This is a genomic window from Cupriavidus sp. LA-1, from assembly GCF_055385985.1.
The window spans coordinates 159,647-183,726 of the sequence record NZ_AP031388.1 but is presented as its reverse complement, the minus strand read 5'-3'; the positions used below and the strand labels follow the sequence as shown (position 1 = coordinate 183,726).

Here is a 24,080-nt window from a genome sequence, read left to right as displayed (position 1 = left end):
AGGGTCCCGACAAGGCCGTCGCCGTCCGGCGGCTGCTTTACCAGCGGTGCTGGTACATCGCGGTCAGCGTGATGCCTGCAGCCGGCAGGCGGCTGGTGTTATTGCTGTTGCGCATCAGCTGGCTGTACAACGGGAAGTAGTAGCGGTTGAACAGGTTCTCGATCCCCACCGTGATCGTGTCCTTCTTGCTGACCTGGTAGCGGCTGATCAGGTCGACGGTGGTGTAGCTGCTGACCTCGCGTCGCCCGAAGCCGTTCTGGTCATTGAGCCGGTAGTCGCGGCCGCCGTAGTACGTCAGCTGCAGGCGATTGCTCCACGTGCTGATGGGCCGGTACTGGACGTAGGCGGTCAGCTTCAGCGGCGGAATGCGGTAGCCCGTCATGTTCTGGAAGCCGCTGCTGCCTTGCGGCTGCTCGCGGCCGTTGATCCAGGTAAACGTGCCGCCCGCGCCCCAGGTCTCGCTGTCGCTCAGGTAGTCGGCGGAAGCTTCCACGCCCGCGATGTGCTCCTTGGTGCGGGTCAGGATCAGGCCGTTGTTGAAGCTCTGCACGTCGCCCAGCTGCGAAGTGCTGTAGAACAGCGCCAGGCTCCCCATCGTATTGCCGAACGCGCCGCGCCAGCCGATCTCATAGTTGTTGGTCTTGACCGGCTCAAGATTCGATGAATTGATATCGAAGCCCGGGCGTGCATTGCGGATCTGCAGGCCGATATCGGGCAACTGGAAGCCCTGGCCGAACGAGGCATAGAACTCCTGGTTTTTCACCGGCGCGTACGCACCGCCGATATTGAAGAGCCAGGCGCCGTAGTTGACCGTGCCGCCCTGGACCGCCACCGGGTTGCTGACGCGCGATTGCGACAGCGGCACGAAGTCGTCGAACGTGGCACTGGCGCGCTCATAGCGCACGCCGCCCTCCATCGACCACTGCTCATTGAACTTGTGCTGCAGCTGCCCGAAAGCGCCGCCGCTGCGGGTGGTCAGCGGCGGCATGTAGGTCAGCGAACCGGTCTTGTTGAAGACCAGCCCGCCGCTCTGGTCATAGGCGCGCGGATCGAACACGTCGAGCGGCATGTCGCTGCGCTCCTGGTTGTAGTCCGCGCCCCAGAGCAGCCTGGTCTTCTTGTCGGCACCCAGCGGGGTGCTGATGGTCAGGCGTGAGCCGAACACGTCGCTGTTCTGGCTGACCTGGTCGACGTTGCCGCCGCGCGTGGGCACCGCGCGCGCATCGAACGGCGGGAAGCGGGTGAAGTAGTCGCGGTAGTAGATCTGTGTGGACACCGTGCTGCCCAACAGGTCCAGGTTCTGGTAGCCCAGGTTGACCACGGTATTGCGCAACTCGTTCTGGTTTTCCAGCTGCAGCCCCTTGATCGCCCGCGCGGCGGCGGTGCCCGGCGGCAGCCTGGCAACCGACGGGTCGGAGGCGTAGTCGGTGTTCTGCCTGGCCTGGTACTGGCTCACGCTCAGTTCAATGCGCTGCTGGCTGTCGATGCGCAAGCCCAGCTTGCCGCTGACGTTGTAGACGTTGGAATCGAACAGGTCCCCCTGGCTGGGCTCCGGCGCGATCCGGTTGCCGTGCGCGTCATAGGGGCTGCCGATATGCTGCGCGCCCAGGTGGAACGCGTAGTCGACCGGCCCCTGGCTGCCGGAGAAATGCTGCTGGATATTGGCGCTGAGCCCTTCCTTGCTCAGCCGCGTCAGCGGCGTGCCGAGCGTCACGGTGGTATCCGCGCTGGGTGCGCCGCCCGCGGGCCGCGTCGTGATCGAGATGATGCCGCCGTTGGCGCCGGCGCCATAGATCGCGCTGCTGCCGCGCATGATTTCGATCTTCTCGATGTTGCTGGGATCGATGGTGGCGAGGTTGCGCGCCGAATCCCGGTTGGTGTTGAGCGGAATGCCATCGACCAGGATCAGCGTGCCGCGGCCGCGCAGCGTCTGGCCGAAGTCCGTGACCGTGCGGCTGGAGTCCGCCATGCCCGGGATCAGCTTGCTCAGCATGGTTGCGAGATTGTTGGAGCCAACCTTCAGTTCCTCGATCTCCTCACGCTCCAGCACCGTGACCTGCCGGGTCGGGCTGACGAGGTCGCTCTTGATCCGGTCGACCCTGACCTCCACCGCGTTCAGCTCGCCGCCGTCGGCCTGGGTCGGCGTGCTGTGCGGCTTCGCGCCCGCACTTGAGGTGCTGGTGGAAGCGACAGCGGACCCTGTGGGTACCTCCTGGGCGTCGGCCAGCGGAGGCGAGCCCGCGCCGATGGCGGCCACAAGAAGTGCGAGCGGACGTACCCGGCGGCGGCCGGCCACCGCCGGGGTCTGTGAGCGTGTTGCGGTATGCATGGCTATGGTCAGGTCAGCGGAATGGTGTGCGTAATGTGCGGTAACAAAGCTGGTTGATTGTAATAGGAATGATTTGCATTTACAACAAAAGTTGATCAGCAGTCTCAGCGCGTCTGCAGTCAGCCGAAGCGGGAAAGAAAAAAGCCGGCACCGCAATGGCGGCGCCGGCTTGAGTTGTCGTCCGGACGTAGCTGTCCGGATTGATGCCTTGGAGCGGAACTACGGACGGTTGACCGGTGTCAGGCAGCCGCCTGCACGAGACCCGGCCAGGCGGCCGGGGGCGAGGGGGTGCGGCTGCCAGCCCCGCAATCCTCCATCAGCCGCGCGGCATCGATGCCGAACCAGTTCTGCCAGCCGCTGACCAGCGCACTGGCCGAGCGCAGGCCGGCATGCGCGGCCAGCAGGTCCAGCGCGGGCGCCGGGCCGGCGGCGCTGGCCAGCGCGTGCAGCGCATGGGCGGCACGCTGCTCGCGCAGCAGCGGATGCAGTGCCTCGCCCTCGGCAAAGAGCCGGGCGCGCACGACGCGGGCCGGCACCTGCCATTGCGCGGCCAGGTGTTCGGCGTTCCAGTCGGTGTCGGGGCGGGAAAAGACCAGGCCGGCAAGCTGGCGCGACCAGGGCCGGTCGGCGGGTTTGCCGGCCAGCCGGGGGCATTCGCTGTCCGGGACGGCCGTCAGGACGATGGCGCAGGGTTGCTGCCAGGTACCTGGCAGGTCGCAGTCGAAGTGGGCGAAGGCGTGCACCACGAACGGGTCGCCGGGCCGTACCTCGCGCCGCGCATTGGCGTCGCGCAGGCTCGCCGTGCCGTGCAGGGCTTGTACATGCACGGCAAAGGGGAAGCGCAGGCGGGCAATGCGGACGTGGTGACGGCTGACAAGCGGCATGCGGAGGACAACCCGGAAGCTAGGCGGCGGTGCGGCGGGTAACTGTCGCAGGATTCGGCGGGCCGCGCAAGGCCGCGGCCATGTTCAGTTTGACGTGAACAGCGCTCCGGTGATGGCGGCGTTACAGCTCGGACATCCCAAAGTGGCGCAGCCGCTCCAGGTCGGTCACGCGGATGCTCTGGTAGGACAGGTGCACCATGCCGGCATCGGCCAGCCGGCGCAGCGCCTGGTTGACCCGCTGGCGCGACAGCCCGGTGAGCAGGCCGATTTCTTCCTGCGACAGTTCCAGCACCGGGCTGGTGCGCGGGTACAGGTCCGGGTGGAACAGCTGCGCGATGGCCTGCGCCACGCGCGCATCGGCGCCCAACAGGCGGTCGTTCTGCACGGTGGCGATGAACTGGCCCATGCGCTCGTTGAGCTGGCGCACCACAAAGCTGGCGAACGGCAGGCTCTGCGCCAGCAGGGTGTTGAAGACCGGCTCGGGCACCAGCAGCACCTGTGAATCACGGATTGCGATCACGTCATAGCGGCGGTCTTCGCGCTTGATCACGCTGCCTTCGCCGCACCAGCCGCCGGCGGGCACGCCCGAGAAGGTGCAGCCGCGCCCGTCGGGGGTATACACCGCCAGCTTGATCAGGCCGCTGTCCACGCCGATCCAGTGGCGCGAGGGCTCGCCGCGCCGGGCGATGAAGGCGCCGGCGGCAAAGGACTGCAGCAGGGTTTCGCGCGCGGCAAGGGCCTGGTGGTCGGGCGCGAGCGCGCTGAACCAGGCATGGCCGGCAAGGACTGCGGCAGGGACGGAAACGGGGTCTGCGAGGTCGCTCATGGCATGGACGCGCGGGTCGGGCCGGGTCCCTGTAAGAATCGTGTAAGCCTTGTCTGGCGCGGGTTTGCGGCAGGTTTGTCGTCTGGATGACAGTGCGCCAGCGTGTGCGATGATAGCCTTGCAACAGAAAAAGTGACAGCGCCGGATGGCGCGGACCATGGTCACCTCGCCCCGGCCATCGCTGCATCCTTGCAGCGTAACGACAGCATCACGCGGCCTGTTGCGCGGCCCCGCCGCCAACGGCGCCAGATACGCGGAGACACAAGCAATGCCCACCGATTTCGACAGCGGCCTGGCCCGCAACGCGGCCAACTTCGTGCCGCTTACCCCCATTGACTTCCTGGTCCGCGCCGCCGAGGTCTACGGCGAGCGCCTGGCCATCGTGCACGGCCCGCTGCGCCAGAACTGGCGCGACACCTATGCGCGCGCACGGCGCCTGGCCAGTGCGCTCGCGCGTGCCGGCATCGGCAGGGGCGATACCGTGGCCGCGCTGCTGCCCAATACGCCGGCCATGGTGGAGGCGCATTTCGGTGTGCCGATGGCGGGTGCCGTGCTCAATGCGCTGAATATTCGCCTCGATGCCGCCAACCTGGTCTTCATGCTGCGCCATGGCGAGGCGCGCGTGCTGCTGGCCGATACCGAGTTTGCCGACCTGGCGCGCCAGATGGCACTGGAGATCCCCGGCCTGAAGGTCATCGCCGTGCATGACGTGCTGGGCCCGCAGGAGGCGCCGTTCGGCGACACCGACTATGAAGCATTCCTGGCCGGCGGCGACCCGGAATACGCATGGCAGATGCCGGCCGACGAGTGGGAAGCGGTTGCGCTGAACTACACCTCCGGCACCACCGGCGACCCCAAGGGCGTGGTCTATCACCACCGCGGCGCGGCCATCAATGCCGTGTCGAACATCCTCGAATGGGACCTGCCCAAGCATCCGGTCTATCTGTGGACGCTGCCGATGTTCCACTGCAACGGCTGGTGCTTCCCGTGGACCGTCGCGGCGCGCGCGGGCGTCAATGTGTGCCTGCGCAAGTTCGAGCCCAAGCTGGTGTTCGACCTGATGCGCGCAGAGGGCGTGACCCACTACTGCGCCGCGCCGATCGTGCATACCGCACTGGTCAATGCCCCCGCCGCGTGGCGCGAGGGCGTGCGCGGCCCGGTGCGCGGCATGGTGGCCGGCGCACCGCCGCCGGCAGCGGTGCTGGCGCAGATGGAGGCGATGGGGTTCGAGCTGACCCATGTCTACGGCCTGACCGAGGTCTACGGTCCGGCCGCGGTCTGCGCCGAGCAGGACGACTGGAGCACGCTGTCCGAGCAGGACCGCGCGGTCAAGAAGGCGCGCCAGGGCGTGCGCTATCACCTGCAGTCGCAGGTGGCGGTGCTCGATCCCGATTCCATGCAGCCTGTGCCGGCCGATGGCGAGACCATCGGCGAGATCATGTTCCGCGGCAATATCTGCATGAAGGGCTACCTCAAGAACGAGAAGGCCACGCGCGAGGCCTTCGCCGGCGGCTGGTTCCATACCGGCGACCTGGGCGTATGCATGCCCGACGGCTATATCAAGATCAAGGACCGCAGCAAGGACATCATCATTTCCGGCGGCGAGAACATTTCCAGCGTGGAGGTGGAAGACGCGCTCTACCGGCATCCCGCGGTGCTGGCCGCGGCCGTGGTGGCCCAGCCCGATGCCAAATGGGGCGAGACGCCGTGCGCCTTTGTCGAGCTGAAGGACGGCGCCAGCGTTACCGCGGAAGAACTGATCGCGCATTGCCGCACGCTGCTGGCGGGCTTCAAGGTGCCCAAGGCGGTCTACTTCGGACCCTTGCCCAAGACCTCCACTGGCAAGATCCAGAAGTTCGAGCTGCGCCGCAAGGTGAAGTCCGATACGGCGATCGACGTTTGACGGGCTGAGGCGGCGCTATTGCAGCGCCGCGTCCTCGGCATCGTGCAGGCCCGCGATGCGCGCGTCGATGGCCTCGCGCCCCCAGGCAATGCCGGTGCGCGTGGCGTCGGCCGCGCAGCCGAAGTGCATCTGCGCGGCCGGGCAGGGCAGCGCCAGCCTGGTGCCGTGATGCCAGACTTCCGCGCGCAGCGTCCACCAGCCGTCATGCTGCCCGCCATAGCGCAGCGACGCGACGTGGATGCGGTGGCCGCGGTACGTCACGTTCTGGTCATGCCATCCGCTTGGCATAAGCGTGAAGCGCGCCGGGACAACTCAGCGCGCCCGCATCTCGGTGTGGGAACTGGCTTTGCGCGGACGATGCCAGTCCTGTTCGATGTCGGGGAATACCTCACATTCGCCCCGTACGATGTTTTCAATGGTGGCGCATACGCACTCGGTGCCGCGCGGCCCCACGCAGACCAGGCTGCGCGGATGGTCGGTGTGTTGCGGAATGGCATAGACGCGCATGCCCTCGCGGAAGAGGGGATGCTTGGTGAGGCGCTCGTTCATCAGTTCAACGAAGCGCTGGGGCGTGACAACCGGCTTATCCATTGCATGCTCCTGCGGCCTTGCCCGCCGTGCCCGGTTTTTTTTGGATGGCAAGGCGACCAGGTCAGTTAAGGCCAGGAATATGACAGGCAGGTGGCAGGAAGCGCACCGGGCAGCATCGCTTGCCCGGGACGTGGCCGGAACGGAAAATCGCGGGCAATGCATACCCCGCGTTGCCACTGCCACGCTTCCAGACTAGGACACGCGTGGCGCCTCGCGCAAGGGTTGCGCGAGGCCGCGGACGGATCAGGTGGCGCGGAGTTCGCCTGCGGCGCGCGGGCCGTTCAGCATGCCGTTGCCGGTGGCCCAGCAGGCGGCTTCGGCCTCTGCATAGGAGCGGTAGCTGGCAGGTGCCGCTACCGTGCAATCCTCGTCAGCGGCGCCACAGCGTTCTTCCATGACGATGCGCCAGGTGAACTGGCCAGGTGCATCTTCGAGGATGTGGAGCACCAGAGTGCGGTGATCGTCAGTCAGCGTGAGGGGCAAAGTCGACATGGGTATCTCCCGGGAGTCGCCCTTTCGCGGGTGGGGAGCCTTGATGCTAGCAACTGGACGCCGCAAATGCCATGACTGTCTTGGGGCCGCGGCATGGCAAGATACGGCCTTTGCGGCTTTTGCCGTGCCCGGATTTCGTCGCCCGAACATGCCCATCTCGCCCGAGCTCAACCAACGGATCGCCGCCCTGACGGCACATTACGATGCCACCGTGCTGCCGCTGTGGACCGCCAGCGGCTGGAATACCGACCTGCTGCTCCCGTATGAGGCGCTGGATGGCGCCAGCGCCGCGCCGCTGCCGCCGGCCCGCTATCGCGCCATGGCCTGTGCGCGCCAGCTCTATGTGTTCTCGCTGGCTGGCAGGCAGGCGCATGCCGATACGCTGTTCGGCTCGCTGCAGGCCTACTTCGGCAACGGCGAGGGCGCGTGGATCTACAGCGTCGACCCGGCCGGCTCGCCGCTCGATGCCACGCGTGACCTCTACACCCACGCCTTCGTGATCTTTGCCTGCGCCACGTACTACGCGCGCTGCGGCAACCCGGATGCGCTGGACGTGCTCGATGAAACGGTCGATATCGTCGAGGACCGCTTTGCCGACGGACAGGGCCTGTACCACGCCGCGCTGACCGAGCATTTCCGGCCCAAGGGCGCCGGCGTGCTGCAGAACCCCATCATGCACCTGACCGAGGCTTACCTGGCGGCGCTGGATGCGACCGGCGATGAGTGGTACGCGGAACGCCTGCGCGAGATCGCGATGGCCGTGCACGAACGCTTTGTCGATCCGCGCACCGGCTGCGTTGCCGAGCTGCCGCAAGGCAGCGCCGATAATCGCATCGAGCCTGGCCACCAGTTCGAGTGGTTCTCGCTGGTGGCCGGCAAGCCCGATCTGTTCGGCGACCTGCCGCTGGCCGATGCCTTGCGCCGCGCCTTTGCGTTCGCGCAGCAGCACGGCGTGGCTGCCGGCACGCTGGGTGTCAGCGCTGCGCTGGATGCGAGCGGCGCACTGCTGGACGGCACGGAGCGGATCTGGGCACAGACCGAGTTTGCCCGCGCACTGGCCGTGCATGGCGAGGCGCAGTCGCTGGCTACGCTTGCCGACTGGGCCGGCCAGTTCCACAGCCGTTTCCTCCATGCGCAGGGCTGGCATGAGTGCCTGGCGCCGTCTGGCGATGTGGTCCGTGCGGAGATGCCGTCGACCTCGCCCTATCACCTGGCAACGTCCTACCAGGCGCTGGCTGCCCTGGCAGGCATGGCGTGGCCGCTGCAGGCCGGCTGAAACATCGCCGCCGCAGCCGTTGTCAATTCTTTGCAGTTGCGGCCGAAGCGCGCGTCTACACTCAAGCCCGCGCTCCGGCCCGTATTGCTTTCCTTCTCAACAACCTGGTCGTCGTTCTGAAGTAGCGGGCCGGAGCGCGCCCGGACCGGCTCAGGGCCGGGCGCCGACGGCCGTGGACGGCCGCTCCGATGGCTGGGGCTGGGACGTGGCATTCGCGCGGATCACGCCAGCACCCGCGGGTTTCACGCGCAGGGTCATTTGCTCGACCCGTTTGGCGGCCTGCGTTTGGGCGTGGTCATTCAGGATCAGGCACAGCAGTGTCAGCAGGGCTGCTGCGATCATGCTCAGCGCAATCCAGGCCAGGCAGTGCTTGCGTTCCATGGTAGGCGGGAAGGGGGGCGTTATCAGTGCGCGAAGTTTACGCGCCCGTGCGTCACGCGATTGTCAACCATTGCAAACGCACCCGCCGTGCGTCACCCCCTGCGGACGCCCTTATTCAGTCACGCCGTTCTCGCGCAATAGCCGCTCGCATTCCTCCAGCATGTCGTACGCAAACGCCGACTGGTAGTTGGGATCAAGCGCTTCCATCATTTCATGCGCGGCGTACAGGCCGGCCTCGCGTGACAGGGTCTCGGCCAGCTGGCGCGCAAACTGGTCGCTCAGCTCGGACAGCAGGCGCCGCTCGGACAGCGGCAACTGAAGCCTGGAGCGCGACAGCCACTCGCCCGCCAGCGTGGCGCCCTGGGCGTCGGTCATCCATTGCCGATGCTCGTAGAAGGCTGACAGCCGTTCGGCGGCCAGCGCGAACAGCAGCGCCTTGCGGGTATTGAAATCGATCCTGTGCGATGGGGCGAGGGTCATGCTTACGGCTTGGTGCGATGCGCGGCGCAGCGGCCGGCGATCAACTTGTCAGGGGGCGGTTCAGGACTGCGCGCTGCCGGCCTGCGCCAGACGCGCTGCCAGCCATGCCCCGATGTCGGCGATCTCTTCCAGGCAGACCGAATGCCCCATCGGGTAGGTGTGCCACGTGAGCGGATTTTGCCGCGCCCGCACGAAATCGCGTGCGGCCACACCCAATTGCAGCGGCACCACGTCGTCCTGCGTGCCATGGGCGGCAAACACGGGCGTGGTGGCGTTGGCGGCGTTGGCTTCGGCAGCCAGCGTCGCCGGCGCGGGGATATAGGTGGACAGCGCGACGATGCCGGCCAGCGGCTCGGCGTGGGTCAGTCCGGCGGTGTAGGCGATGGCGCCGCCTTGCGAGAACCCGGCCAGCACGATGCGATCGGTCGGGATGCCGCGTGCGTTCTCGCGCGCGATCAGTGCGCGGATGGCTTCGCAAGACGCGCGGATGCCGGCTTCATCGGCGCGGCGGCCTGCTTCATCCAGGGAGTAAATGTCATACCAGGCCGGCATGACATAGCCGCCGTTGCAGGTCACGGGGATGGCAGGCGCGTGCGGGAAGATAAAGCGCACGCCGGGCGAGGGCGGCAGCCGCAGTTCAGGCACGACCGGGGCGAAATCGCCGCCGTCGGCGCCCAGCCCATGCATCCAGATAACGGTGCAGCCCGGGTTGGGCGCAGTTTCAATTTCGATCGCGGGCAGCAGTTCGCTCATGGGGCCGGTTCCTGTGGACAGTGCGCCTGCGCCCTATGGGCGTCAGGCAGCGCGAGTATCGCACAGGTCAGGGCCAGCCTTGCCGCATGCCCGCTGCGTGCCCCGGCGCGGGCCGGGGCACGGGCCGGTCCGCGTCAGGCCGCGGACGGAACGATCGGGACCGTGGTAAGGCCGGGCGTGCGTGCCGGCGGTTCCTGCATCGGCGGCGTGGTGGCGCGGCGCTTGTCGACCACGACTTCCACGCCCCGGGTCGAGACATCCTCCAGGAACGCCACCATGTCGCGGTAGTAGGCAACCTGCATCTGCGCCTCGAGCAAGCGCCGTTCGGCCTGGAACAGCGTCAGCCTCATGTCTTGCAGTTCCCTTTCGGCGATTTTTTCCGGGGTCGGCGGACTGAACAAGTTTGCAAGCCAACGCATGGCAGTACCTCCAGTGCTGTCAACAGCGAAATTGCGATGCTTTTGCCATGAGGACCAATATAGACAAGAAATCAGCAAAAAGTCTCGCCGACACCTCGCCGTGGCGCCTCACCCACAAGGATGATTGCCGCTTGTGACAGTCTGCGGTAGATTAATCGGCCAGGGCCCGGCCGTGCTGTTATTGCGCTGCGACGATGCCGCGGTCTTGCCGCGGTCTTATTCCCTGTGTTCGCCGCCTGCGGTGGCCAGCGTGTCGGCACCTTCCCCGGCCCTGCGCCAGTTCCCTTCCCGTTTTGCATCCTGCCTGGTGTCGTTTCCCGCCAACACCGCTTGCGCGGCACTGCCGTCCTGCGCGCGCACGAAGCGCGTGATCGGCAGCCAGAACGCTTCAATATGCTCGGGGAGGATGGCCGCGTCATGCGGCATGGCATCCAGCATGACCAATGCGTGCAGATGTCTGGCAGAGTTGGCCACGCGTTCGGCGTGGGGCGGGACGATGACCGCATCGTCACGGCTGTGCACCACCAGCAGCGGCCGTTCCAGCTTGCTCGCGCGCGCGGCGTTATTCCACGGATCCGGCAGCAGCCACGCGATCCATGCGGGCACGCGCCCGGTCTGCTCGGCGGCCAGGCGCGCCGAACTGAAACCTGCGGCAATCACGTAGCCATCGGGCTGCGGATCGAAACGCCGCGCTACGTCCAGCAGGATGCCAGAGCCCAGCGAATGCCCAAGCACCACGCGCCGCCTGGCTTGCGGCGTGGCGGCGATGAATTGCCGGTATGCGGCCAGCGTGTCTTCGCGCAGACGGCGCACGCTGGGCCGGCCGGTGCTGTGCCCGTAGCCGCTGTAATCGAACACGTAGGAGGCAATGCCCGCGCTGGCCAGCATGTCCTGTACCGGTGCCCAGTCAGGCAGGCATTCGTTGTCACCATGACACACCATCAGTGCCGGCGCTTCAGCGTCGGCGGCCGGCCCGAACGCGGCGTGCAGGATGCGGTCGCCGCTGGCGAACGTGGCATGGCGCACGGTAGGGGTTGAATTGTCCGGTGGCGCGGCGCCGCTTGTTTCATCCGTCGGGGTGACAAAGGCTTTGCGCTCTACCGCACGAAACAGCAGATGCCGCGCAACACCGGCGGCAAGCCCGAGCCCTACGGCGGCGGCGAGCCAGCGGTAACGGGGCGGATGATCGGGGCGGGGGCCGGAAGGCATGGGCGCGGTGGCGGTCGGGTTGTCCTCTTCAGGCTAGCAGGCCATGGCATTCAAGTGAAGAAATGTTCATTTGCCGCCATGCCTCGCAGTGATGCCTGGTGCACCTGTGTAGGGAGCAGGACGTGGCTATCGGGGCGATAGAAAATTTTTGCCTTGACTATCTACCTAGTAGTAGATAGCATTGAGTCCATGGCACCGCTGCACCGCCGCAGACCAGCAACAAGGGGCGGAAACGTGGCGATTCCATCGCATGACCTGAGCGGTCATTTTTTCAGGCCCGGCAATCTATCTACTAGTAGATGTGAGCCTGTGAAGCGACCGGCTGGAAGCCACTGATACCGACTGACGAAATATCGTCCCCAAGGAGCCCATCATGAATGCCAAGTTCGCCAAGACCCTGATTACCGCCGCCACCCTTGCCGCAGCACTGGCTGGTGGCGTGGCGCAAGCCGCTGGCGTGCAGGACAGCACCGCCGCCGGCGACAAGTACGGTTACACCTTCCGCACCGGCAAGTTCGACACCTTCAGCGAAGGCGCCCGCGCCGGCAAGTTCGATCCGTTCACGGAAGGCGCACGCGTCGGCAAGTTCGATCCGTACACCGACGGCGCACGTGTCGGCAAGACCGATCCCTACACGGAGGGCTACCGCACTGTGGCGGGCCTGGATCGTAGCGGCGTCTCGGCCGAGCCGGCCCGCAGCTTCGACCCGTACACGGACGGCGCCCTGGCCTGATTGCTACCGGCCATAGGCCGGCGGCCAACAACCTTACGGCGGCGGTCCAGGGGACTGCCGTCCGATGGAGTCCATCATGAGTTTGCGTGACAGCATCCTGTTGCTTGGCGGATGGCTGGTGCTTTGCGTGACGAGTGGCTCGATGATCACCTTCGCCGCGCAGGTCCTGCCGGGCTGATTTGTATAAAGCGCATGCCCCGTGGCTAGGGAATTACCCCAGCGAGGGGGCATTTCATCTTGAGCGTCTATCTTCCCGTAGATAAACTGCTTTCATGAAAACGCAATCCGTACGCGAGCAACTGCTCGAGCACACCCTGGTCCTGATCCGCCGCCGAGGCTTCAACGGCTTCAGCTATCGCGACCTGGCGGAACTGGTGGGGGTCAAGACCTCCAGCATCCACTACTACTTCCCGACCAAGGAGGACCTGGTCCAGGAGGCGGTGAAGGAATACAGCGCCCGCCTGGCCGAGCGCATCCGGTCCATCGACACCAAGCTGCCAGTCACGGAGCAGGCCGCCATCTACCTGGCGCCGTTCCGCGCCAGTTGCGGCTCGGACCAGATTTGCCTGTGCGGCATGCTGTCGACCGAGACCCTGTGCCTGCCTGAGCCCGTGCACAAGATGCTGCAGGGCTTCTACCTGCTGAACGAGCAATGGCTGGCCGGCTTGCTGGAGCGCGCCCAGCCCCATCGCAGCGCACCGTTCCCGGTGCCGCCGGCGCGGCTGGCGCAGGTGGTGTTTGGCTCGTTGCAGAGCGGGCTGATCGCGGCGCGCCTGTTCGGGACGTCTGACCGGGTCGAGGCCGCGGCCGACACGCTGATGGCCGCCGTCGCCGGCTGAGTTACCGCGCGCGATATCAGTGGCGCGTTTGAAGCCGTCATGTGGCGCAAGCCGCATGGCGGCTTTTCTCATGGCGGGCTGCCGAGGCATCGCGCATTGGTTGGGAACGGTGGAAAACCGTTTTAAAACAAAAACATAACTCCAGAAAGGGGAAATGCTATCGGGCCGATAGAAATGTTTTTCCTTGACTCTCTACCTAGTAGTAGATAGTATAAGACCCATGGAAGCGCTGCACCGCCAGCAACAAGCAAGACAAGGCGAAAACGTGGCGATCCCATTGCATGACCGGAAGCGGTCATTTTTTCGAGACTGGTTATCTATCTACTAGTAGATGCGGGATCGAAAGAGCGACTGCAACAGCCACTGATACCGAATTGAAGCGATCCCGATACATCGCACCCTGGAGCCCATCATGACCAAGATCACCAAGACCCTGATTACCGCTGCCACCCTTGCCGCTGCGCTTGCAGGCGGCGTGGCGCAAGCCGCCGGCGTGCAGAACAGCACCTTCACTGGCGACAAGTATGGCTACACCTTCCGCACCGGCAAGTTCGACACCTTCACGGACGGCGCCCGCACCGGCAAGTTCGATCCGTTCACCGAAGGCGCGCGCGCTGGCAAGGCCGATCCGTACACGGACGGTGCCCGCACGGTAGCCGGCCTGGATCGCCGCGGCGTGTCGGCCGAACCCGCACGCAGCTTCGACCCGTACACCGACGGCGCGCGCGTTGGCAAGTCTGATCCGTACACGGACGGTGCCCGCACGGTAGCCGGCCTGGATCGCAGCGGCGTCTCGGCCGAACCTGCACGCAGCTTCGACCCGTACACCGACGGCGCACGCGTTGGCAAGTTTGACCCGTACACGGATGGCGCCCGCACGGTAGCAGGCCTGGATCGCCGCGGCGTGTCGGCCGAACCGTCGCGCAGCTTCGACCCGTACACCGATGGTGCACGCGCAGGCAAGGCTGACCCCTATACCGACGGCGCCATCGCCTGATAGCCGGCCGGCTTCCCGCCGGCCCCTGAAAACCGCCGGGGCGCAAGCGAGCGCCCCGGCCCCCGGAGTTGATCATGCGTTGGCGTGACACTGCATTGATCCTTGGTGGATGGGTAGGGCTTTGCCTTGTGAGCGGGTCCCTCATCACCGTGATCGCACAAACGCTGCCGGCCTGAACGGCGCGGTGGCAAAACGAGGAGTTGTTGCCATGAACACCCGATCCGTACGCGAGCAACTGGTCGAACATGCGCTGGTGCTGATCCGCCGCAGTGGGTTCAACGGCTTCAGCTACCGTGACCTGGCCGAACTGGTCGGGGTCAAGACCTCGAGCATCCATTATTACTTCCCGTCCAAGGACGACCTGGTGCTGGAAGCGGTGCGCGAATACAGCGCCCGCAGGCAGGCGCGCCTGCGGGCGATCGACGCCAGCCTGCCGCCTGCCGAGCAGGCGCGGCAGTACCTTGCGCCTTTGCGCGCGGGTGTCGGCACCGATCAGGCCTGCCTGGTGGGCATGCTTTCGGCGGACGTGCTGCTGCTGCCAGACACCGTGCGCGCCGCGATGCAGGACTTTATCCGCCTCAATGAGCAATGGCTGGCCCACTTGTTCGAACGCGCCGCCGCGCAGCGCAAGGCGCCATACCCGGTGCCCCCGCAGCAGATGGCTCAGGTGGCGTATGGCGGGTTGCAGCACGGCTTGATCAGTGCAAGGCTGTTCGGCACGCCTGACCGGCTCGACGCCGCGGCGGCTTTGCTGACCAGCGCGATGCCGGTAGAGGAAGCGCTAGCCGAGGCCTGACACTGCGCGCGCGACGGCATCGCATAGCCATTGCGGATCATCGTGGGGCAGGTCATGCCCGGCCCAGTGGTGCGTCAGCAGTGGCGCGCCCCAGGCTTGCGCAATGTGCGCCGAACATGCCGGGTTGACCAGGCGGTCGGCTGCCGACGCGAGCAGCAGCACCGGGCAGTGCGGCGCGCCGGCGGGTGCCCGGTAGCGGGCCGCGGCCAGCAGCTGCGCCAGCGCTGACTGCCGGGTGACTGGTGCGTCCGCGGCAATCGCCTGCCAGCGTGCGATATCGCTTGCCAGCGTATCGGTGCGCGCACAGGTGATGGCGTGGATGGTGCGCTCGCAGTACGCGCGATCGTGCCAGCGCTGCGCCACGCGCAGCAGCTTGCCCCAGTTGCGCGGACGCAGCCGCTGCGCCGGCGAGCAGAAGGGCCGCATGCTGGTATTGACCAGCACCAGCCTGTCGATCTCTTCCGGATACGCGCTGGCCCACTCGGTCGCGGCCATCGCGCCAAGCGACATGGCCAGCACGCGGTATGGTCCCGGCACACCGGCGGCCGACAACTGGCGCCGCACCGCCGTGACCATCTCCCGCACGCTCCACGGCGCCGGCTGCGCGGACAGCGCGCCGTTGCCCGGCAGGTCCGGCAGCAGCGGGCGTCCCAGCCCGGTCGCCTCCCATTGCGCCGGCAACGTTCCCCAGTGGCGCGATTCCCGTGTCAGTCCCCGCAAGAATACCCACCGGCTCATGGCGTCGGCTCCGTCCAGTGCGCGCGCGCCTGCTGCAGCAACTGGTCGCGTTGCGTGCCGCGCGGCAGCCACCGGTCCGGCGCAAAGGCGACGCGGCCCAGGAAGTCGAACAGGCTGACGTGCCGGCGCAGCACGCGCGCGGTGCGGTGCGCCTTGATCGGGTTGAAGATGCCCTCGCGCGAGAACAGCTGGCGCGGGTTTTTCTTGATCCACAGCCAGGAGCCCAGCTCCAGCGTCATCGGCAGGAACAGGTTGCCCTGCGGCGCCAGGTCATAGGCGTGGTCCCACAGGTCGCCGTGCACCAGGTACTGGTGGCTTTGCGGCTCGAAGGTATAGCCGTGGTGCGGGTGGGCCTGCTCGAACAGGGTCTTGAGCAGGTACATCTCCGGCAGGTGCGCCATCGGCCGGTGCGTGCCCGCGTACGGGAACCAGATGCTGTCGCGCCAGCCGTAGCCGGAATGGCAGTCCACCGCGAAGCTGAGCGGGCGCGGCAGCAGCTCTTCCTGCACCACGCGCAGCAGCGCGCGGCTTTCGACTTCCATCGGCGCGCCCGCCGGGCCGCGGTACCAGGGCAGCCAGGCGCCGATGCGCTGGCCGCCGGCCAGGAAGGGCACGTGCGCATCGGCATCCTGCGGGCCGTTGCGCATCAGGTCCACGCCGTTGGGGTTGGCACGCGTGCCGGCCCACATGCCGCCGGGGTTGACGATCGGCATGAACACCAGCCGCACCGCCTGCAGTTCGCGGTGCAGCAGCTCATCCCAGGCCAGGCGGCACAGCACCGAGCGCAGGTAGTCCAGCACCAGTTGCGTGCCGATGCGTTCCAGCCCATGGATGCCGCCGAAGATGCCGATCGCCGGGGCATCGGGATCGCGGCTGCCGAGCGCGGCGACATGCACGGCAAAGCGACGGCCCTGCATGGTGGTCTCGCACATCACCCGCGTATCCAGCACGTGGCTGCCCGCATCCAGCAAGGTCAGCAGCTGGTCATACTCGGGGAAGCCGGCGCGCGGGTGCATGGGATCAGGCGGCCGGCACGCCTGCCGTGTCGAACAGCTGCAGGACCGGCCAGCCGCGTGCCTCGGCGGTGTCGCGCAGGGCAGGGTCCGGATTGACCGCCACCGGGTGGCCGACGCTTTCGAGCAGCGGCAGGTCGTTGCGTGAGTCGCTGTAGAACGTGGCCTGCGCCAGCGCCGTGTGCGCAATGCCCAGCGTATCGAGCCACGCCATCACGCGCAGCACCTTGCCCGGCCCAAAGGCCGGCACGCCGGCCAGCGCGCCCGTGAACTCGCCGTGCGCGTCGTGTTCAGCCTCCACCGCCAGCAGGTGGGGCACGCCCAGCTGCCGTGCGATCGGCTCAGTGACAAAGCGGCAGGTTGCGGTGACGATGCAGCACAGGTCGCCGGCGCTGACGTGGCGGGCCAGCAGGTCCAGCGCGGCCGGCTGGATGGCGGGCACGATGACCTCGCGCATGAAGTCCGCGCGCCATTGCGTCAGGCGCTGGCGCGGGTGGCGCGCCAGCAGGCCCAGGGCAAAGCGCGCGTGGGCGGCAAAGTCCAGGCGCCCCGCCTGGTAGGCGGCCAGCCAGCGCGTGTTGTGCGCATCGATCTCGGCCGCATCGGCGCCGCCCACGGCGACGAGGTAGCGTGCCCATTCATACTCGCTGTCCAGCGGCAGCAGGGTGTGGTCCAGGTCAAACAGGGCAAGTCGGGGTGCGGCGGGCATGCGGGATGGCTCCGTTGGCGAAACCGGCAAGCTTGGCGCGGCGTGGTGACCGCGCGGTGATGAAGGACCCAAGTTTTCCGATACCGGCATCGGCGCTTTATGCAAGCGGGCTTCAGGCGGCGTGAGCCGCGGCAGCCGGCGCTTCGGGCGCCACGCACTCCAGGAAGGCGCCGACCAGCCGGGTCTCGCGACGGCTCTGCAGGCAGTATAGGTATTCGTGCAGCACTGGCGCGCCCTGTGCGAACGGCACCACGCGCAGCAACGGGTCGCGCGGCACCTCACCCAGCGGCACCACGCTCGCGCCCAGGCCCTGGCGGATGGCCTCGTAGATGGCTTCGCGGCTGCCGATCACGGTGTGCGGCGGCAGTTCCAGCCCGCACGCGGCCAGCGCCGTCTCGGTGGCCTTGCGCGTCATCGAGCCGTGCTCGCGCACCAGCAGGTGGCAGCCGCTCAGTTGCGGCAGCGCAACCTGCGGCAGCCGCGCCAGCGCGTGGTCCGGATGGACCACCAGCACCATCGCGTCCGACGCCAGCCGGACGCAGGCGAGCCGGTCGTCGTCCACCGGGTGCGACGACACCGCGGCGTCGATGCGGTATTCGAACAGCGCCTCCAGCATCTGCTGCGAGTTGCCGATGTCCAGGCTGACGTCGATGGCCGGGTAGCGCTGCCGGAACGCCGCCATCGCGCGCAGGATGTAGTAGGGGCCGGTGGCGCCGATGCGCAGGTTGCCGAAGCGCAGGTTGCCGGCGTTGCGCAGCAGGTAGTCGGCATTGCCTTCCTGCTGCATCAGCTGCTCGACCACCGGCATCAGCGCCACACCCACGTCGCTCAGGTCGACGCGGCTGGCGCGGCGGTGGAACAGTTCGACGCCATAGGTCTCTTCCAGCTGGCGGATGCGGCCGGTGACGGTAGGCTGGCTGATGCGCAACTGCCGGGCCGCCATGGTGATGCTGCCCTGGCGCGCCACTTCGAAAAAGGTCATCAGCAGGTCGCCGAGCATGGTTATCCGCGGGGAAATTGAGGGAACGGGCCGGACAGGTCCGGTCGACCGCGCAGTCTAGCGGGCCAATATGACAAAACGGCTACGCCCGCCCGCGGCCATCGGCCGGGGCGGGCGCGGTGATGCCCGTCAGGCGGTTGCAGCGTCAGCCGGCGAGGCCCATCGCCGGATCGGACACGCTGTCCTTGCCGGTCTCGATGCGCCCGGCAAAGCGCCGCGTGAAGCCGCCTTGCGCGGTGGTGACGGTGAAGTCGTACCAGTTGCCCTGGCGGGCCGCGGGCCAGTGCTGCTGCAGCTGCATGCCGGCCGGCACCTCATAGGTCCACGGACCGTCGGTGCGGTAGGCATTGGCCGTCACGGTGAAGGTGCAGGGGGCGCTGCCGGTGTTGATCATGTCCACGTACACCGCGGCGTTGGCGATGTCATAGCAGACGCGGATCTCCGGCGCGCAGGCACCCGCCGCCGTCACGGCCGCCACGTTGCCGCGGAAGGCGCGGTGGAAGCCGTTGGGGCCAAGCACCCACAGGTCGTACTTGCCGCCGTCGGTGGCAAAGACATCCCAGCTGCCATTCAGCTCCTTGCCCGGCTCGACCATATAGCGGCGCGGCACGCGGTCCAGGTGCAGGCGGTCGTAGACGTGGAAGACCGCCGCCGCCGTGCCGGTGTTGCTGAACAGCAGCCAAAGCGCGCGCTGGTCGCGGGCGTCTTCGCGGGCGCTTACGTGCAGCTCATAGGGCAGGGCGCGCGACGGGCGCGTGCCGGTGTCCTGCTGCGGCATCTGCTGGCTGCCGGCCGCGGGCAGCGGCACTTGCGGCAGCACGCCTTGCGCGGCGCGGATGGCGTCGGCGCTGGCCTTGTCGCGATTGGGCAGCGTGGGCAGCGGGTTGGTGTTCGGGCTGACAAAATTGAAGGCCGAGGTCAGGTCGCCCGCCACCGCGCGGCGGAAGCCGCTGATATTGGGCTCGGCCACGCCGAAACGGGCTTCCAGGAAGCGCAGCACCGAGGTGTGGTCGGACACCTGCGAGTTGACCCAGCCGCCGCGGCTCCAGGGCGACACCACGTACATCGGCACGCGCGGGCCGGGGCCGTAGGGATGCCTGTCGACGTGGTATTCCGGCCGGACCTGGTCGAGCGGGAGCGTGGTGGCCCCGGCCAGCGTGTCGCCGTCGAAGGCGGGCGCGCACGGCGGCGGCACGTGGTCGAAGAAGCCGTCGTTTTCGTCGAAGTTGATCAGCAGCACGGTCTTGCTCCAGACCGCGGGGTTTGCCGTCAGGGCGTTGAGCACCTCTTGCGTATACCAGGCACCCTGCACCGGGCTGGAAGGCCCGGGGTGTTCCGAATACGTCGCCGGGGCCACGATCCACGACACCTGCGGCAGCTTGCCCGCGGCGATATCGTCGCGCAGCGACTGCAGGAAGCCGCCATCGGGCATGGTGTTGGCCACGCCCTTGAGCAGCGGGCTGATGGTGTCGTCGGCGCTGGTGTAGGCCGGGTAGGGGCTGCCGTTGGCCTGGTTGCCGCGCGCGGCGTTGGCGTCGCGGTATTGCTTGAAACCCGCGAGCGGGTTGTCGGTGAAGTTGTCCGGCATGTTCTGGTAGACCTTCCAGCTCACGCCGGCTGCTTCCAGGCGCTCCGGGTAGGTCGTCCAGGTATAGGGCTTGTTCGAGCCCGTGAAGGAATCGCCGCTGTTGTCGATCACCGGGCCGCCGTTGTTCCCGCTGGGGTCATTGGTGCCGGTCCAGTGGAACAGCCGGTTGGTGTTGGTGCCGCCGTGGAAGCCGCAATGGTAGGCGTCGCACAGCGTAAAGGCATTGGCCAGGGCCGTCTGGAAGTCCAGCTCGGCCTCGGTGTAGTAGCCCATCGACTGGGTCTGCTTGTAGGTCGGCCACTTGTTCATGCGGCCCAGGTCCCAGGCGTTCTGGGCGTCCGGGTATGAGTGCGGCGTGCCGCTGACGCGCTGCGCGTTGCCGGCGCTGCTGTCCAGGTGGTAGGGCAGCACGGTGCGGGTGGTGCTGCCGTTGGTATAGGTCTGCTGCCAGACGTTCAGGCCGCCCGCCAGCGGGATCGGGAAACGGTCGCCAAAACCGCGCACGCCGCGCAGCGTGCCGAAGTAATTGTCGAACGAGCGGTTTTCCTGCATCAGGATGACCACGTGCTCGACGTCGCGGATGGTGCCGGTGGCGTTGTTGGCCGGGATTGCCAGTGCACGGCGGATGGACGGCGGGAAGGCCGCCAGCGCGGCGGTGGCGGCGGCGCTGCCGCCGGCGAGCTTGAGGAAGTTGCGTCTGCTTTGCGGGTTCATGGATTCTGTGCCGGGTGGTTTCGGGAAGGAAGGCAGGGCGGGCCCGGCTTCAGGGGGCGCAGCGCAGCTGCGGCTTGGTGGCAGGCGTTTCGCCAGGCCGGTCGCTGCCATTCCCCTGGCCGGGGTTGCCGCCGGTGCCAGGGGCGCCCGGGGTGGTCGGCGCCGCGGTGGGCGAGGCGCTCGGGCTTTCGCCGGAGTCGCCGCCGCAGGCGGCGAGCGCCGCGCTCAGCAGCAGGGCGGCCAGCCAGTGCGGCCGTGCCAGGGTGGAAAGTCGGATGGTCATGGTGTCAATCTCCTGCAGGGGATCGGGCGGGGGAGGGTCATGGCCGGTGAGGAACCCGTTTCACCACGAAACGGGTTCCTGGCCGGATTTACGGGTTCAGGGTGGACAGCGGCTGGCGTGCGCCGGTGATGGTGTTCAGCTCATCCAGCGACAGCACGCGTGTCCACATCGCCAGGTCGTTGAAGCCCATCACGCCCTTGAGCGAGCCTGGGTTGTTGCCCACGTAGTTATGGGTGGCATCGTCGTTGACGCCCCAGCCGGTGCCGAGGCCGGCCAGCTTGGTGACGTCGGTGTTGGCAATGGCCTTGTTCTCGGTCTTCTGCACGCCCAGCACCGGATCGATGACATAGGCGCTGAAGCGCTTGGCCGCCGCGTCGACCGACAGTGCCAGGTAGGCCCACTGGTTGGCCGACACCTTCATGCCGTTGATGTCGTCGCGCTTGCCGCCGCCGCTGCCCAGGTTGAAGCGGATCTCGCAGCTGCCGAACAGGGCGATGGCAATGCCGGGGTTGCCGCCCGAGATGTAGTTCTTGTTGGAGAGGATGGGCTCGCCGGTGCCGTTGCCCTGGGTGCAGTCGGTGCGGAACCAGAAACCGATGGTGAACTGCGGGCTTTGCGCGATATCGGCGGCGTTGTACGCAAGCTTGTAGCTGTCGACACGCGAGTCCAGCTGCAGCGACTGACCGCTGAAGTTGTCGGCAGCCAGCGTGCCGCCGTCAAGGCTTGCCACCCACGGGCCGAGCGTGGCGGCGTTCTTCGCGTCGGTGAACGGCTTGCTGTCGAGGCTGAAGTACGTGGCCAGCCCGTTGAGCAACGTGGGCGCCAGCGTGACCGGCTTGACGTAGTGGATCTGCGCCAGGTACGACACCGGCACGTCGTTGCGCACCAGCGTGTAGTTGAACTGGTACAGGCCCGTGGCCATGTCGAAGGCCTTGTCGGTGAACTGGCGCACGTCTGGTCCCAGCGCGGCGATCTGCACGCCGTCGCGCAGCACGCGCGTGACGCCCGAGGCAGCGGTCGGGTTTTGCCAGGTCAGCGTGATCGAATCGTTGTACTGGCCGATGGTGGCGCCGATGGCGCGCACGCCCGCGGTCGCGGTGGTCAGTGCCGAACCGTCCAGCCGCGTGGTGGCGGGGTCGAGGGCTACGCCGGCATGGGCCAGCACCGTGGGCACGATATCGGCTTCGGTCGGCAGCGCGGACAGGTCCGCCGGCGTATCCGGTGCCGCGGCGCCGGACTTTGCCAGCGCGCTGTTGAGGGTCTTGTTGGTGGCGAGGAACGCGGTGCGGTTCTCCACGGTGGGCACCGTGGTGGTGGCGCCGGTGGCATCCAGGCCGTGGCTGGTGGTGACCATCACCAGCCAGTCTTCGCCCGCCTGCGCCTGGCGGCGCGTGGCCACGGCGGCCAGCAGTTCGCCCAGCGCCTTGTCCATCGCGCTGAGTGCGGTGGCATAGGCGCCGTTGCCGAAGCCGCTGTCTTGCGCCGCCTGGGCCGGTGCGCTGTATTGCGCGAACACCACGCCATAGCCGGAGCGCACCTGCTGCAGGGCATTCTGCGTGACGCAGCTATCCACGCCGGCGCAGTCGATCAGCGTATCGAGCACGCCCGCGTCCTTCTCGCTCTTGAGCAGTACCGGCAGCGTCGGCGAACTGGTGGACGCACCTTGCTGCAGCCCGGGCTTGCCGGCCGCGCGCAGGTAGCGGAACAGGGTGGGCGCCTGCAGCGTGGCGCTGCCGGTATCGTCGTAGATACCATGGCGGTTGGCCCACGCGCCGGTCAGCACCGAGGCCCAGCTGGGCGCGTCCAGCGGCGGCTGGGCGGTGATCGTGCCAGGCATGCCGCCGGTGGCGGCCGGCACCAGGTTCAGGCTGGCCAGGTTGGGCAGCTCGCGCCGCAGGATCGCACCTTGCAACTGCGCATAGGTGGCGCCGTCCACGCCGACCAGCAGCACGCGCGGGCCGCTGGGACGGTCCGGCCCGGGAGACGGCTTGCTCGTGTTGGTATCGCTAGGAGCGACCGTCGTCGCGGTGTCACCGCCGCCGCCGCAGCCGGCCAGCGTCGCGGCCAGCGTGGCGATCACGGTGCCGGCCAGCACACGGCCGCGCGCCATCCCCGCCAGCCTGCCCGGTGCAAGGTTCCCTGCCATCTTTCATTCCCCTGTTCATCTGCGTTGTTGTGTGCCGGCGGCAAGTGCCGCGTGGCGAATTGCGTTTGCCGCAATGCGTTCGCAGAGTAAGAACCGGGGTTGTCACCGCAGTGACAGCGGGGCAAAGAATGCTGATGGGGCTATTCGGATTCTTGAGGTGACTGAGATGTGTGCGTCTTATGCCTGCGGCGTGTCGTCGGCCTCGCCCGCCTGCATCAGCAGCACCGCGTCGCGCTTGTCCAGCAGATGCTGGCGCAGGATCGCGGCAAGCCGTTTGCCATCGCGCGCTTCGAGTGCGGTCAGCATCTCTTCATGGTCGTGGATGGCGCTGTCCCATTTCGGCTTGCGGAAGTTGGAGCGGAAGCGCAGCGCCTGCAGCCGCCGGTTCACCGACAGGTAAGTCTGGCGCAGCGCCGCGTTGCGGGCCGCCAGGTTGATGCGGTCGTGGATCTGGTGGTTCAGGCGGTAGTAGCCAGGCAGGTCTTCGTTGACGCGGCAGGCCAGCATGGCATAGTGCAGCGCCTTGATTTCGGCCAGTTCGACGGCCGTGATGCGCTCGCAGGCCAGTTCGCCGGAAAACGCCTCCAGGTTGCTCAACAGTTCGAACGTGTCGCGGATCTCGGTCGCGGACAGGCGCGAGACGCTCGCCCCGCGATTGGGCGAGATATCGATCAGGCCTTCTGCCGCCAGCACCTTCAGGGCTTCGCGCAGCGGGGTGCGGGAGATGCCCAGGGTCTCGGACAGTTCGCGTTCGTTGAGCTTGCGCCCAGGCTCCAGCGCACCCTCGACGATCAGCGTGCGCAGGTGGGTGACCACGGTGTCGTGCAAGCGTTGCCGTTCGACCTTGGGCAGTACCCGGGCCGGCAAATCCGTGTCGAAACTGGCGTTAGTTTGCATTCAAAAGTCCTATGACATGATTGAATGCAATTTTAGCAGACGCTTAACAGAAACTCAAAAACGCAAGTAAACCCTTATGCAGCG

At 67.2% G+C, this 24,080-nt stretch carries 25 protein-coding genes; 6 read left to right on the top strand and 19 right to left on the bottom strand.

Annotated elements, in window-relative coordinates:
* Window positions 1–37: 37 nt before the first annotated feature.
* From ACZ5MJ_RS19935 to ACZ5MJ_RS19925, 3 genes are all read right to left on the bottom strand, one after another.
* Window positions 38–2,329: a TonB-dependent receptor gene (locus ACZ5MJ_RS19935; RefSeq protein ID WP_464225345.1), complete on the bottom strand. Its 2,292-nt coding sequence runs from the start codon at window positions 2,327–2,329 to the stop codon at window positions 38–40.
* 239 nt (window positions 2,330–2,568) lie between these two features.
* Window positions 2,569–3,213 carry an AraC family transcriptional regulator gene (locus ACZ5MJ_RS19930; RefSeq protein WP_464225343.1) on the bottom strand — a complete coding sequence of 215 codons (645 nt, stop codon included), beginning with the start codon at window positions 3,211–3,213 and terminating at the stop codon, window positions 2,569–2,571.
* Between the two features lie 121 nt (window positions 3,214–3,334).
* Entirely contained in the window at window positions 3,335–4,039 is a 705-nt protein-coding gene (locus tag ACZ5MJ_RS19925) for a Crp/Fnr family transcriptional regulator (RefSeq protein ID WP_464225342.1), read from the bottom strand.
* Between the two features lie 268 nt (window positions 4,040–4,307).
* Between ACZ5MJ_RS19925 and ACZ5MJ_RS19920 the strand changes: the two genes are divergently transcribed.
* Window positions 4,308–5,942: an acyl-CoA synthetase gene (locus ACZ5MJ_RS19920; RefSeq protein ID WP_464225341.1), complete on the top strand. Its 1,635-nt coding sequence runs from the start codon at window positions 4,308–4,310 to the stop codon at window positions 5,940–5,942.
* Window positions 5,943–5,957: 15 nt separating this feature from the next.
* On the opposite strand, the gene ACZ5MJ_RS19915 is transcribed toward ACZ5MJ_RS19920, so the two are convergent.
* The 3 genes from ACZ5MJ_RS19915 to ACZ5MJ_RS19905 form a co-directional block, all read right to left on the bottom strand.
* Window positions 5,958–6,230, bottom strand: coding sequence for a hypothetical protein (locus ACZ5MJ_RS19915; protein ID WP_464225340.1), 273 nt, complete (start codon window positions 6,228–6,230; stop codon window positions 5,958–5,960).
* Between the two features lie 24 nt (window positions 6,231–6,254).
* On the bottom strand, window positions 6,255–6,533 hold the full coding sequence (locus ACZ5MJ_RS19910) for a hypothetical protein (protein WP_464225339.1): 279 nt from the start codon (window positions 6,531–6,533) through the stop codon (window positions 6,255–6,257).
* A gap of 243 nt (window positions 6,534–6,776) precedes the next feature.
* Window positions 6,777–7,025: a hypothetical protein gene (locus ACZ5MJ_RS19905; protein ID WP_464225337.1), complete on the bottom strand. Its 249-nt coding sequence runs from the start codon at window positions 7,023–7,025 to the stop codon at window positions 6,777–6,779.
* 148 nt (window positions 7,026–7,173) lie between these two features.
* Here ACZ5MJ_RS19905 and ACZ5MJ_RS19900 point away from each other — a divergent pair, with 148 nt between their 5' ends.
* Window positions 7,174–8,301: an AGE family epimerase/isomerase gene (locus tag ACZ5MJ_RS19900; RefSeq protein ID WP_464225336.1), complete on the top strand. Its 1,128-nt coding sequence runs from the start codon at window positions 7,174–7,176 to the stop codon at window positions 8,299–8,301.
* A gap of 150 nt (window positions 8,302–8,451) precedes the next feature.
* Here ACZ5MJ_RS19900 and ACZ5MJ_RS19895 read toward each other — a convergent pair whose 3' ends face one another.
* The 5 genes from ACZ5MJ_RS19895 to ACZ5MJ_RS19875 form a co-directional block, all read right to left on the bottom strand.
* Complete coding sequence (locus ACZ5MJ_RS19895) at window positions 8,452–8,682, bottom strand: hypothetical protein (protein WP_464225335.1); 231 nt, start codon at window positions 8,680–8,682, stop codon at window positions 8,452–8,454.
* 111 nt (window positions 8,683–8,793) lie between these two features.
* Complete coding sequence (locus tag ACZ5MJ_RS19890) at window positions 8,794–9,162, bottom strand: hypothetical protein (RefSeq protein ID WP_464225334.1); 369 nt, start codon at window positions 9,160–9,162, stop codon at window positions 8,794–8,796.
* 60 nt (window positions 9,163–9,222) lie between these two features.
* Window positions 9,223–9,915: an alpha/beta hydrolase gene (locus ACZ5MJ_RS19885; RefSeq protein ID WP_464225333.1), complete on the bottom strand. Its 693-nt coding sequence runs from the start codon at window positions 9,913–9,915 to the stop codon at window positions 9,223–9,225.
* A gap of 134 nt (window positions 9,916–10,049) precedes the next feature.
* Window positions 10,050–10,334, bottom strand: coding sequence for a hypothetical protein (locus ACZ5MJ_RS19880; RefSeq protein WP_464225332.1), 285 nt, complete (start codon window positions 10,332–10,334; stop codon window positions 10,050–10,052).
* 216 nt (window positions 10,335–10,550) lie between these two features.
* Window positions 10,551–11,543: an alpha/beta hydrolase gene (locus tag ACZ5MJ_RS19875; RefSeq protein ID WP_464225331.1), complete on the bottom strand. Its 993-nt coding sequence runs from the start codon at window positions 11,541–11,543 to the stop codon at window positions 10,551–10,553.
* 373 nt (window positions 11,544–11,916) lie between these two features.
* Here ACZ5MJ_RS19875 and ACZ5MJ_RS19870 point away from each other — a divergent pair, with 373 nt between their 5' ends.
* The 4 genes from ACZ5MJ_RS19870 (at window position 11,917) to ACZ5MJ_RS19855 (ending at window position 14,908) form a co-directional block, all read left to right on the top strand.
* Window positions 11,917–12,276 (top strand): hypothetical protein, encoded by a 360-nt coding sequence (locus ACZ5MJ_RS19870; RefSeq protein WP_464225329.1) that lies wholly within the window; start codon window positions 11,917–11,919, stop codon window positions 12,274–12,276.
* Between the two features lie 272 nt (window positions 12,277–12,548).
* Window positions 12,549–13,115: a TetR/AcrR family transcriptional regulator gene (locus ACZ5MJ_RS19865; RefSeq protein WP_464225328.1), complete on the top strand. Its 567-nt coding sequence runs from the start codon at window positions 12,549–12,551 to the stop codon at window positions 13,113–13,115.
* Window positions 13,116–13,527: 412 nt separating this feature from the next.
* Window positions 13,528–14,112, top strand: a complete 585-nt coding sequence (locus ACZ5MJ_RS19860; protein ID WP_464225327.1) for a copper resistance protein CopQ — start codon at window positions 13,528–13,530, stop codon at window positions 14,110–14,112.
* A gap of 208 nt (window positions 14,113–14,320) precedes the next feature.
* Window positions 14,321–14,908, top strand: a complete 588-nt coding sequence (locus tag ACZ5MJ_RS19855; RefSeq protein ID WP_464225326.1) for a TetR/AcrR family transcriptional regulator — start codon at window positions 14,321–14,323, stop codon at window positions 14,906–14,908.
* Here the strand turns inward: ACZ5MJ_RS19855 and ACZ5MJ_RS19850 are convergent.
* From ACZ5MJ_RS19850 to ACZ5MJ_RS19815, 8 genes are all read right to left on the bottom strand, one after another.
* The gene (locus tag ACZ5MJ_RS19850; protein ID WP_464225325.1) at window positions 14,894–15,646 is read right to left on the bottom strand and encodes an alpha/beta fold hydrolase; all 753 of its coding nucleotides are present in this window, start codon (window positions 15,644–15,646) and stop codon (window positions 14,894–14,896) included. The two genes, ACZ5MJ_RS19855 and ACZ5MJ_RS19850, sit on opposite strands and share 15 nt — an antisense overlap.
* Window positions 15,643–16,662: a M14 family zinc carboxypeptidase gene (locus ACZ5MJ_RS19845; RefSeq protein WP_464225324.1), complete on the bottom strand. Its 1,020-nt coding sequence runs from the start codon at window positions 16,660–16,662 to the stop codon at window positions 15,643–15,645. The genes ACZ5MJ_RS19850 and ACZ5MJ_RS19845 overlap by 4 nt, the downstream gene beginning before the upstream one ends.
* A gap of 4 nt (window positions 16,663–16,666) precedes the next feature.
* Window positions 16,667–17,368, bottom strand: coding sequence for an HAD family hydrolase (locus ACZ5MJ_RS19840; RefSeq protein WP_464225322.1), 702 nt, complete (start codon window positions 17,366–17,368; stop codon window positions 16,667–16,669).
* 112 nt (window positions 17,369–17,480) lie between these two features.
* On the bottom strand, window positions 17,481–18,368 hold the full coding sequence (locus ACZ5MJ_RS19835; RefSeq protein ID WP_464225321.1) for a LysR substrate-binding domain-containing protein: 888 nt from the start codon (window positions 18,366–18,368) through the stop codon (window positions 17,481–17,483).
* Window positions 18,369–18,513: 145 nt separating this feature from the next.
* A complete protein-coding gene (locus ACZ5MJ_RS19830; protein WP_464225320.1) occupies window positions 18,514–20,670 on the bottom strand; it encodes a phosphocholine-specific phospholipase C in 2,157 nt (718 codons plus the stop codon).
* Window positions 20,671–20,719: 49 nt separating this feature from the next.
* Entirely contained in the window at window positions 20,720–20,953 is a 234-nt protein-coding gene (locus ACZ5MJ_RS19825) for a hypothetical protein (protein WP_464225319.1), read from the bottom strand.
* Window positions 20,954–21,041: 88 nt separating this feature from the next.
* A complete protein-coding gene (locus ACZ5MJ_RS19820) occupies window positions 21,042–23,099 on the bottom strand; it encodes an alkaline phosphatase family protein (RefSeq protein ID WP_464225318.1) in 2,058 nt (685 codons plus the stop codon).
* 177 nt (window positions 23,100–23,276) lie between these two features.
* The gene (locus ACZ5MJ_RS19815) at window positions 23,277–23,996 is read right to left on the bottom strand and encodes a GntR family transcriptional regulator (protein ID WP_464225317.1); all 720 of its coding nucleotides are present in this window, start codon (window positions 23,994–23,996) and stop codon (window positions 23,277–23,279) included.
* Window positions 23,997–24,080 lie beyond the last annotated feature (84 nt).

What these genes read in the sequence shown, in the direction of transcription:
- ACZ5MJ_RS19935 (WP_464225345.1), bottom strand. Translation starts at nt 2,329, where the DNA reads ATGCATACCGCAACACGCTCACAGACCCCGGCGGTGGCCGGCCGCCGC.
- ACZ5MJ_RS19930 (WP_464225343.1), bottom strand. Translation starts at nt 3,213, where the DNA reads ATGCCGCTTGTCAGCCGTCACCACGTCCGCATTGCCCGCCTGCGCTTC.
- ACZ5MJ_RS19925 (WP_464225342.1), bottom strand. Translation starts at nt 4,039, where the DNA reads ATGAGCGACCTCGCAGACCCCGTTTCCGTCCCTGCCGCAGTCCTTGCC.
- ACZ5MJ_RS19920 (WP_464225341.1), top strand. Translation starts at nt 4,308, where the DNA reads ATGCCCACCGATTTCGACAGCGGCCTGGCCCGCAACGCGGCCAACTTC.
- ACZ5MJ_RS19915 (WP_464225340.1), bottom strand. Translation starts at nt 6,230, where the DNA reads ATGCCAAGCGGATGGCATGACCAGAACGTGACGTACCGCGGCCACCGC.
- ACZ5MJ_RS19910 (WP_464225339.1), bottom strand. Translation starts at nt 6,533, where the DNA reads ATGGATAAGCCGGTTGTCACGCCCCAGCGCTTCGTTGAACTGATGAAC.
- ACZ5MJ_RS19905 (WP_464225337.1), bottom strand. Translation starts at nt 7,025, where the DNA reads ATGTCGACTTTGCCCCTCACGCTGACTGACGATCACCGCACTCTGGTG.
- ACZ5MJ_RS19900 (WP_464225336.1), top strand. Translation starts at nt 7,174, where the DNA reads ATGCCCATCTCGCCCGAGCTCAACCAACGGATCGCCGCCCTGACGGCA.
- ACZ5MJ_RS19895 (WP_464225335.1), bottom strand. Translation starts at nt 8,682, where the DNA reads ATGGAACGCAAGCACTGCCTGGCCTGGATTGCGCTGAGCATGATCGCA.
- ACZ5MJ_RS19890 (WP_464225334.1), bottom strand. Translation starts at nt 9,162, where the DNA reads ATGACCCTCGCCCCATCGCACAGGATCGATTTCAATACCCGCAAGGCG.
- ACZ5MJ_RS19885 (WP_464225333.1), bottom strand. Translation starts at nt 9,915, where the DNA reads ATGAGCGAACTGCTGCCCGCGATCGAAATTGAAACTGCGCCCAACCCG.
- ACZ5MJ_RS19880 (WP_464225332.1), bottom strand. Translation starts at nt 10,334, where the DNA reads ATGCGTTGGCTTGCAAACTTGTTCAGTCCGCCGACCCCGGAAAAAATC.
- ACZ5MJ_RS19875 (WP_464225331.1), bottom strand. Translation starts at nt 11,543, where the DNA reads ATGCCTTCCGGCCCCCGCCCCGATCATCCGCCCCGTTACCGCTGGCTC.
- ACZ5MJ_RS19870 (WP_464225329.1), top strand. Translation starts at nt 11,917, where the DNA reads ATGAATGCCAAGTTCGCCAAGACCCTGATTACCGCCGCCACCCTTGCC.
- ACZ5MJ_RS19865 (WP_464225328.1), top strand. Translation starts at nt 12,549, where the DNA reads ATGAAAACGCAATCCGTACGCGAGCAACTGCTCGAGCACACCCTGGTC.
- ACZ5MJ_RS19860 (WP_464225327.1), top strand. Translation starts at nt 13,528, where the DNA reads ATGACCAAGATCACCAAGACCCTGATTACCGCTGCCACCCTTGCCGCT.
- ACZ5MJ_RS19855 (WP_464225326.1), top strand. Translation starts at nt 14,321, where the DNA reads ATGAACACCCGATCCGTACGCGAGCAACTGGTCGAACATGCGCTGGTG.
- ACZ5MJ_RS19850 (WP_464225325.1), bottom strand. Translation starts at nt 15,646, where the DNA reads ATGAGCCGGTGGGTATTCTTGCGGGGACTGACACGGGAATCGCGCCAC.
- ACZ5MJ_RS19845 (WP_464225324.1), bottom strand. Translation starts at nt 16,662, where the DNA reads ATGCACCCGCGCGCCGGCTTCCCCGAGTATGACCAGCTGCTGACCTTG.
- ACZ5MJ_RS19840 (WP_464225322.1), bottom strand. Translation starts at nt 17,368, where the DNA reads ATGCCCGCCGCACCCCGACTTGCCCTGTTTGACCTGGACCACACCCTG.
- ACZ5MJ_RS19835 (WP_464225321.1), bottom strand. Translation starts at nt 18,368, where the DNA reads ATGCTCGGCGACCTGCTGATGACCTTTTTCGAAGTGGCGCGCCAGGGC.
- ACZ5MJ_RS19830 (WP_464225320.1), bottom strand. Translation starts at nt 20,670, where the DNA reads ATGAACCCGCAAAGCAGACGCAACTTCCTCAAGCTCGCCGGCGGCAGC.
- ACZ5MJ_RS19825 (WP_464225319.1), bottom strand. Translation starts at nt 20,953, where the DNA reads ATGACCATCCGACTTTCCACCCTGGCACGGCCGCACTGGCTGGCCGCC.
- ACZ5MJ_RS19820 (WP_464225318.1), bottom strand. Translation starts at nt 23,099, where the DNA reads ATGGCAGGGAACCTTGCACCGGGCAGGCTGGCGGGGATGGCGCGCGGC.
- ACZ5MJ_RS19815 (WP_464225317.1), bottom strand. Translation starts at nt 23,996, where the DNA reads ATGCAAACTAACGCCAGTTTCGACACGGATTTGCCGGCCCGGGTACTG.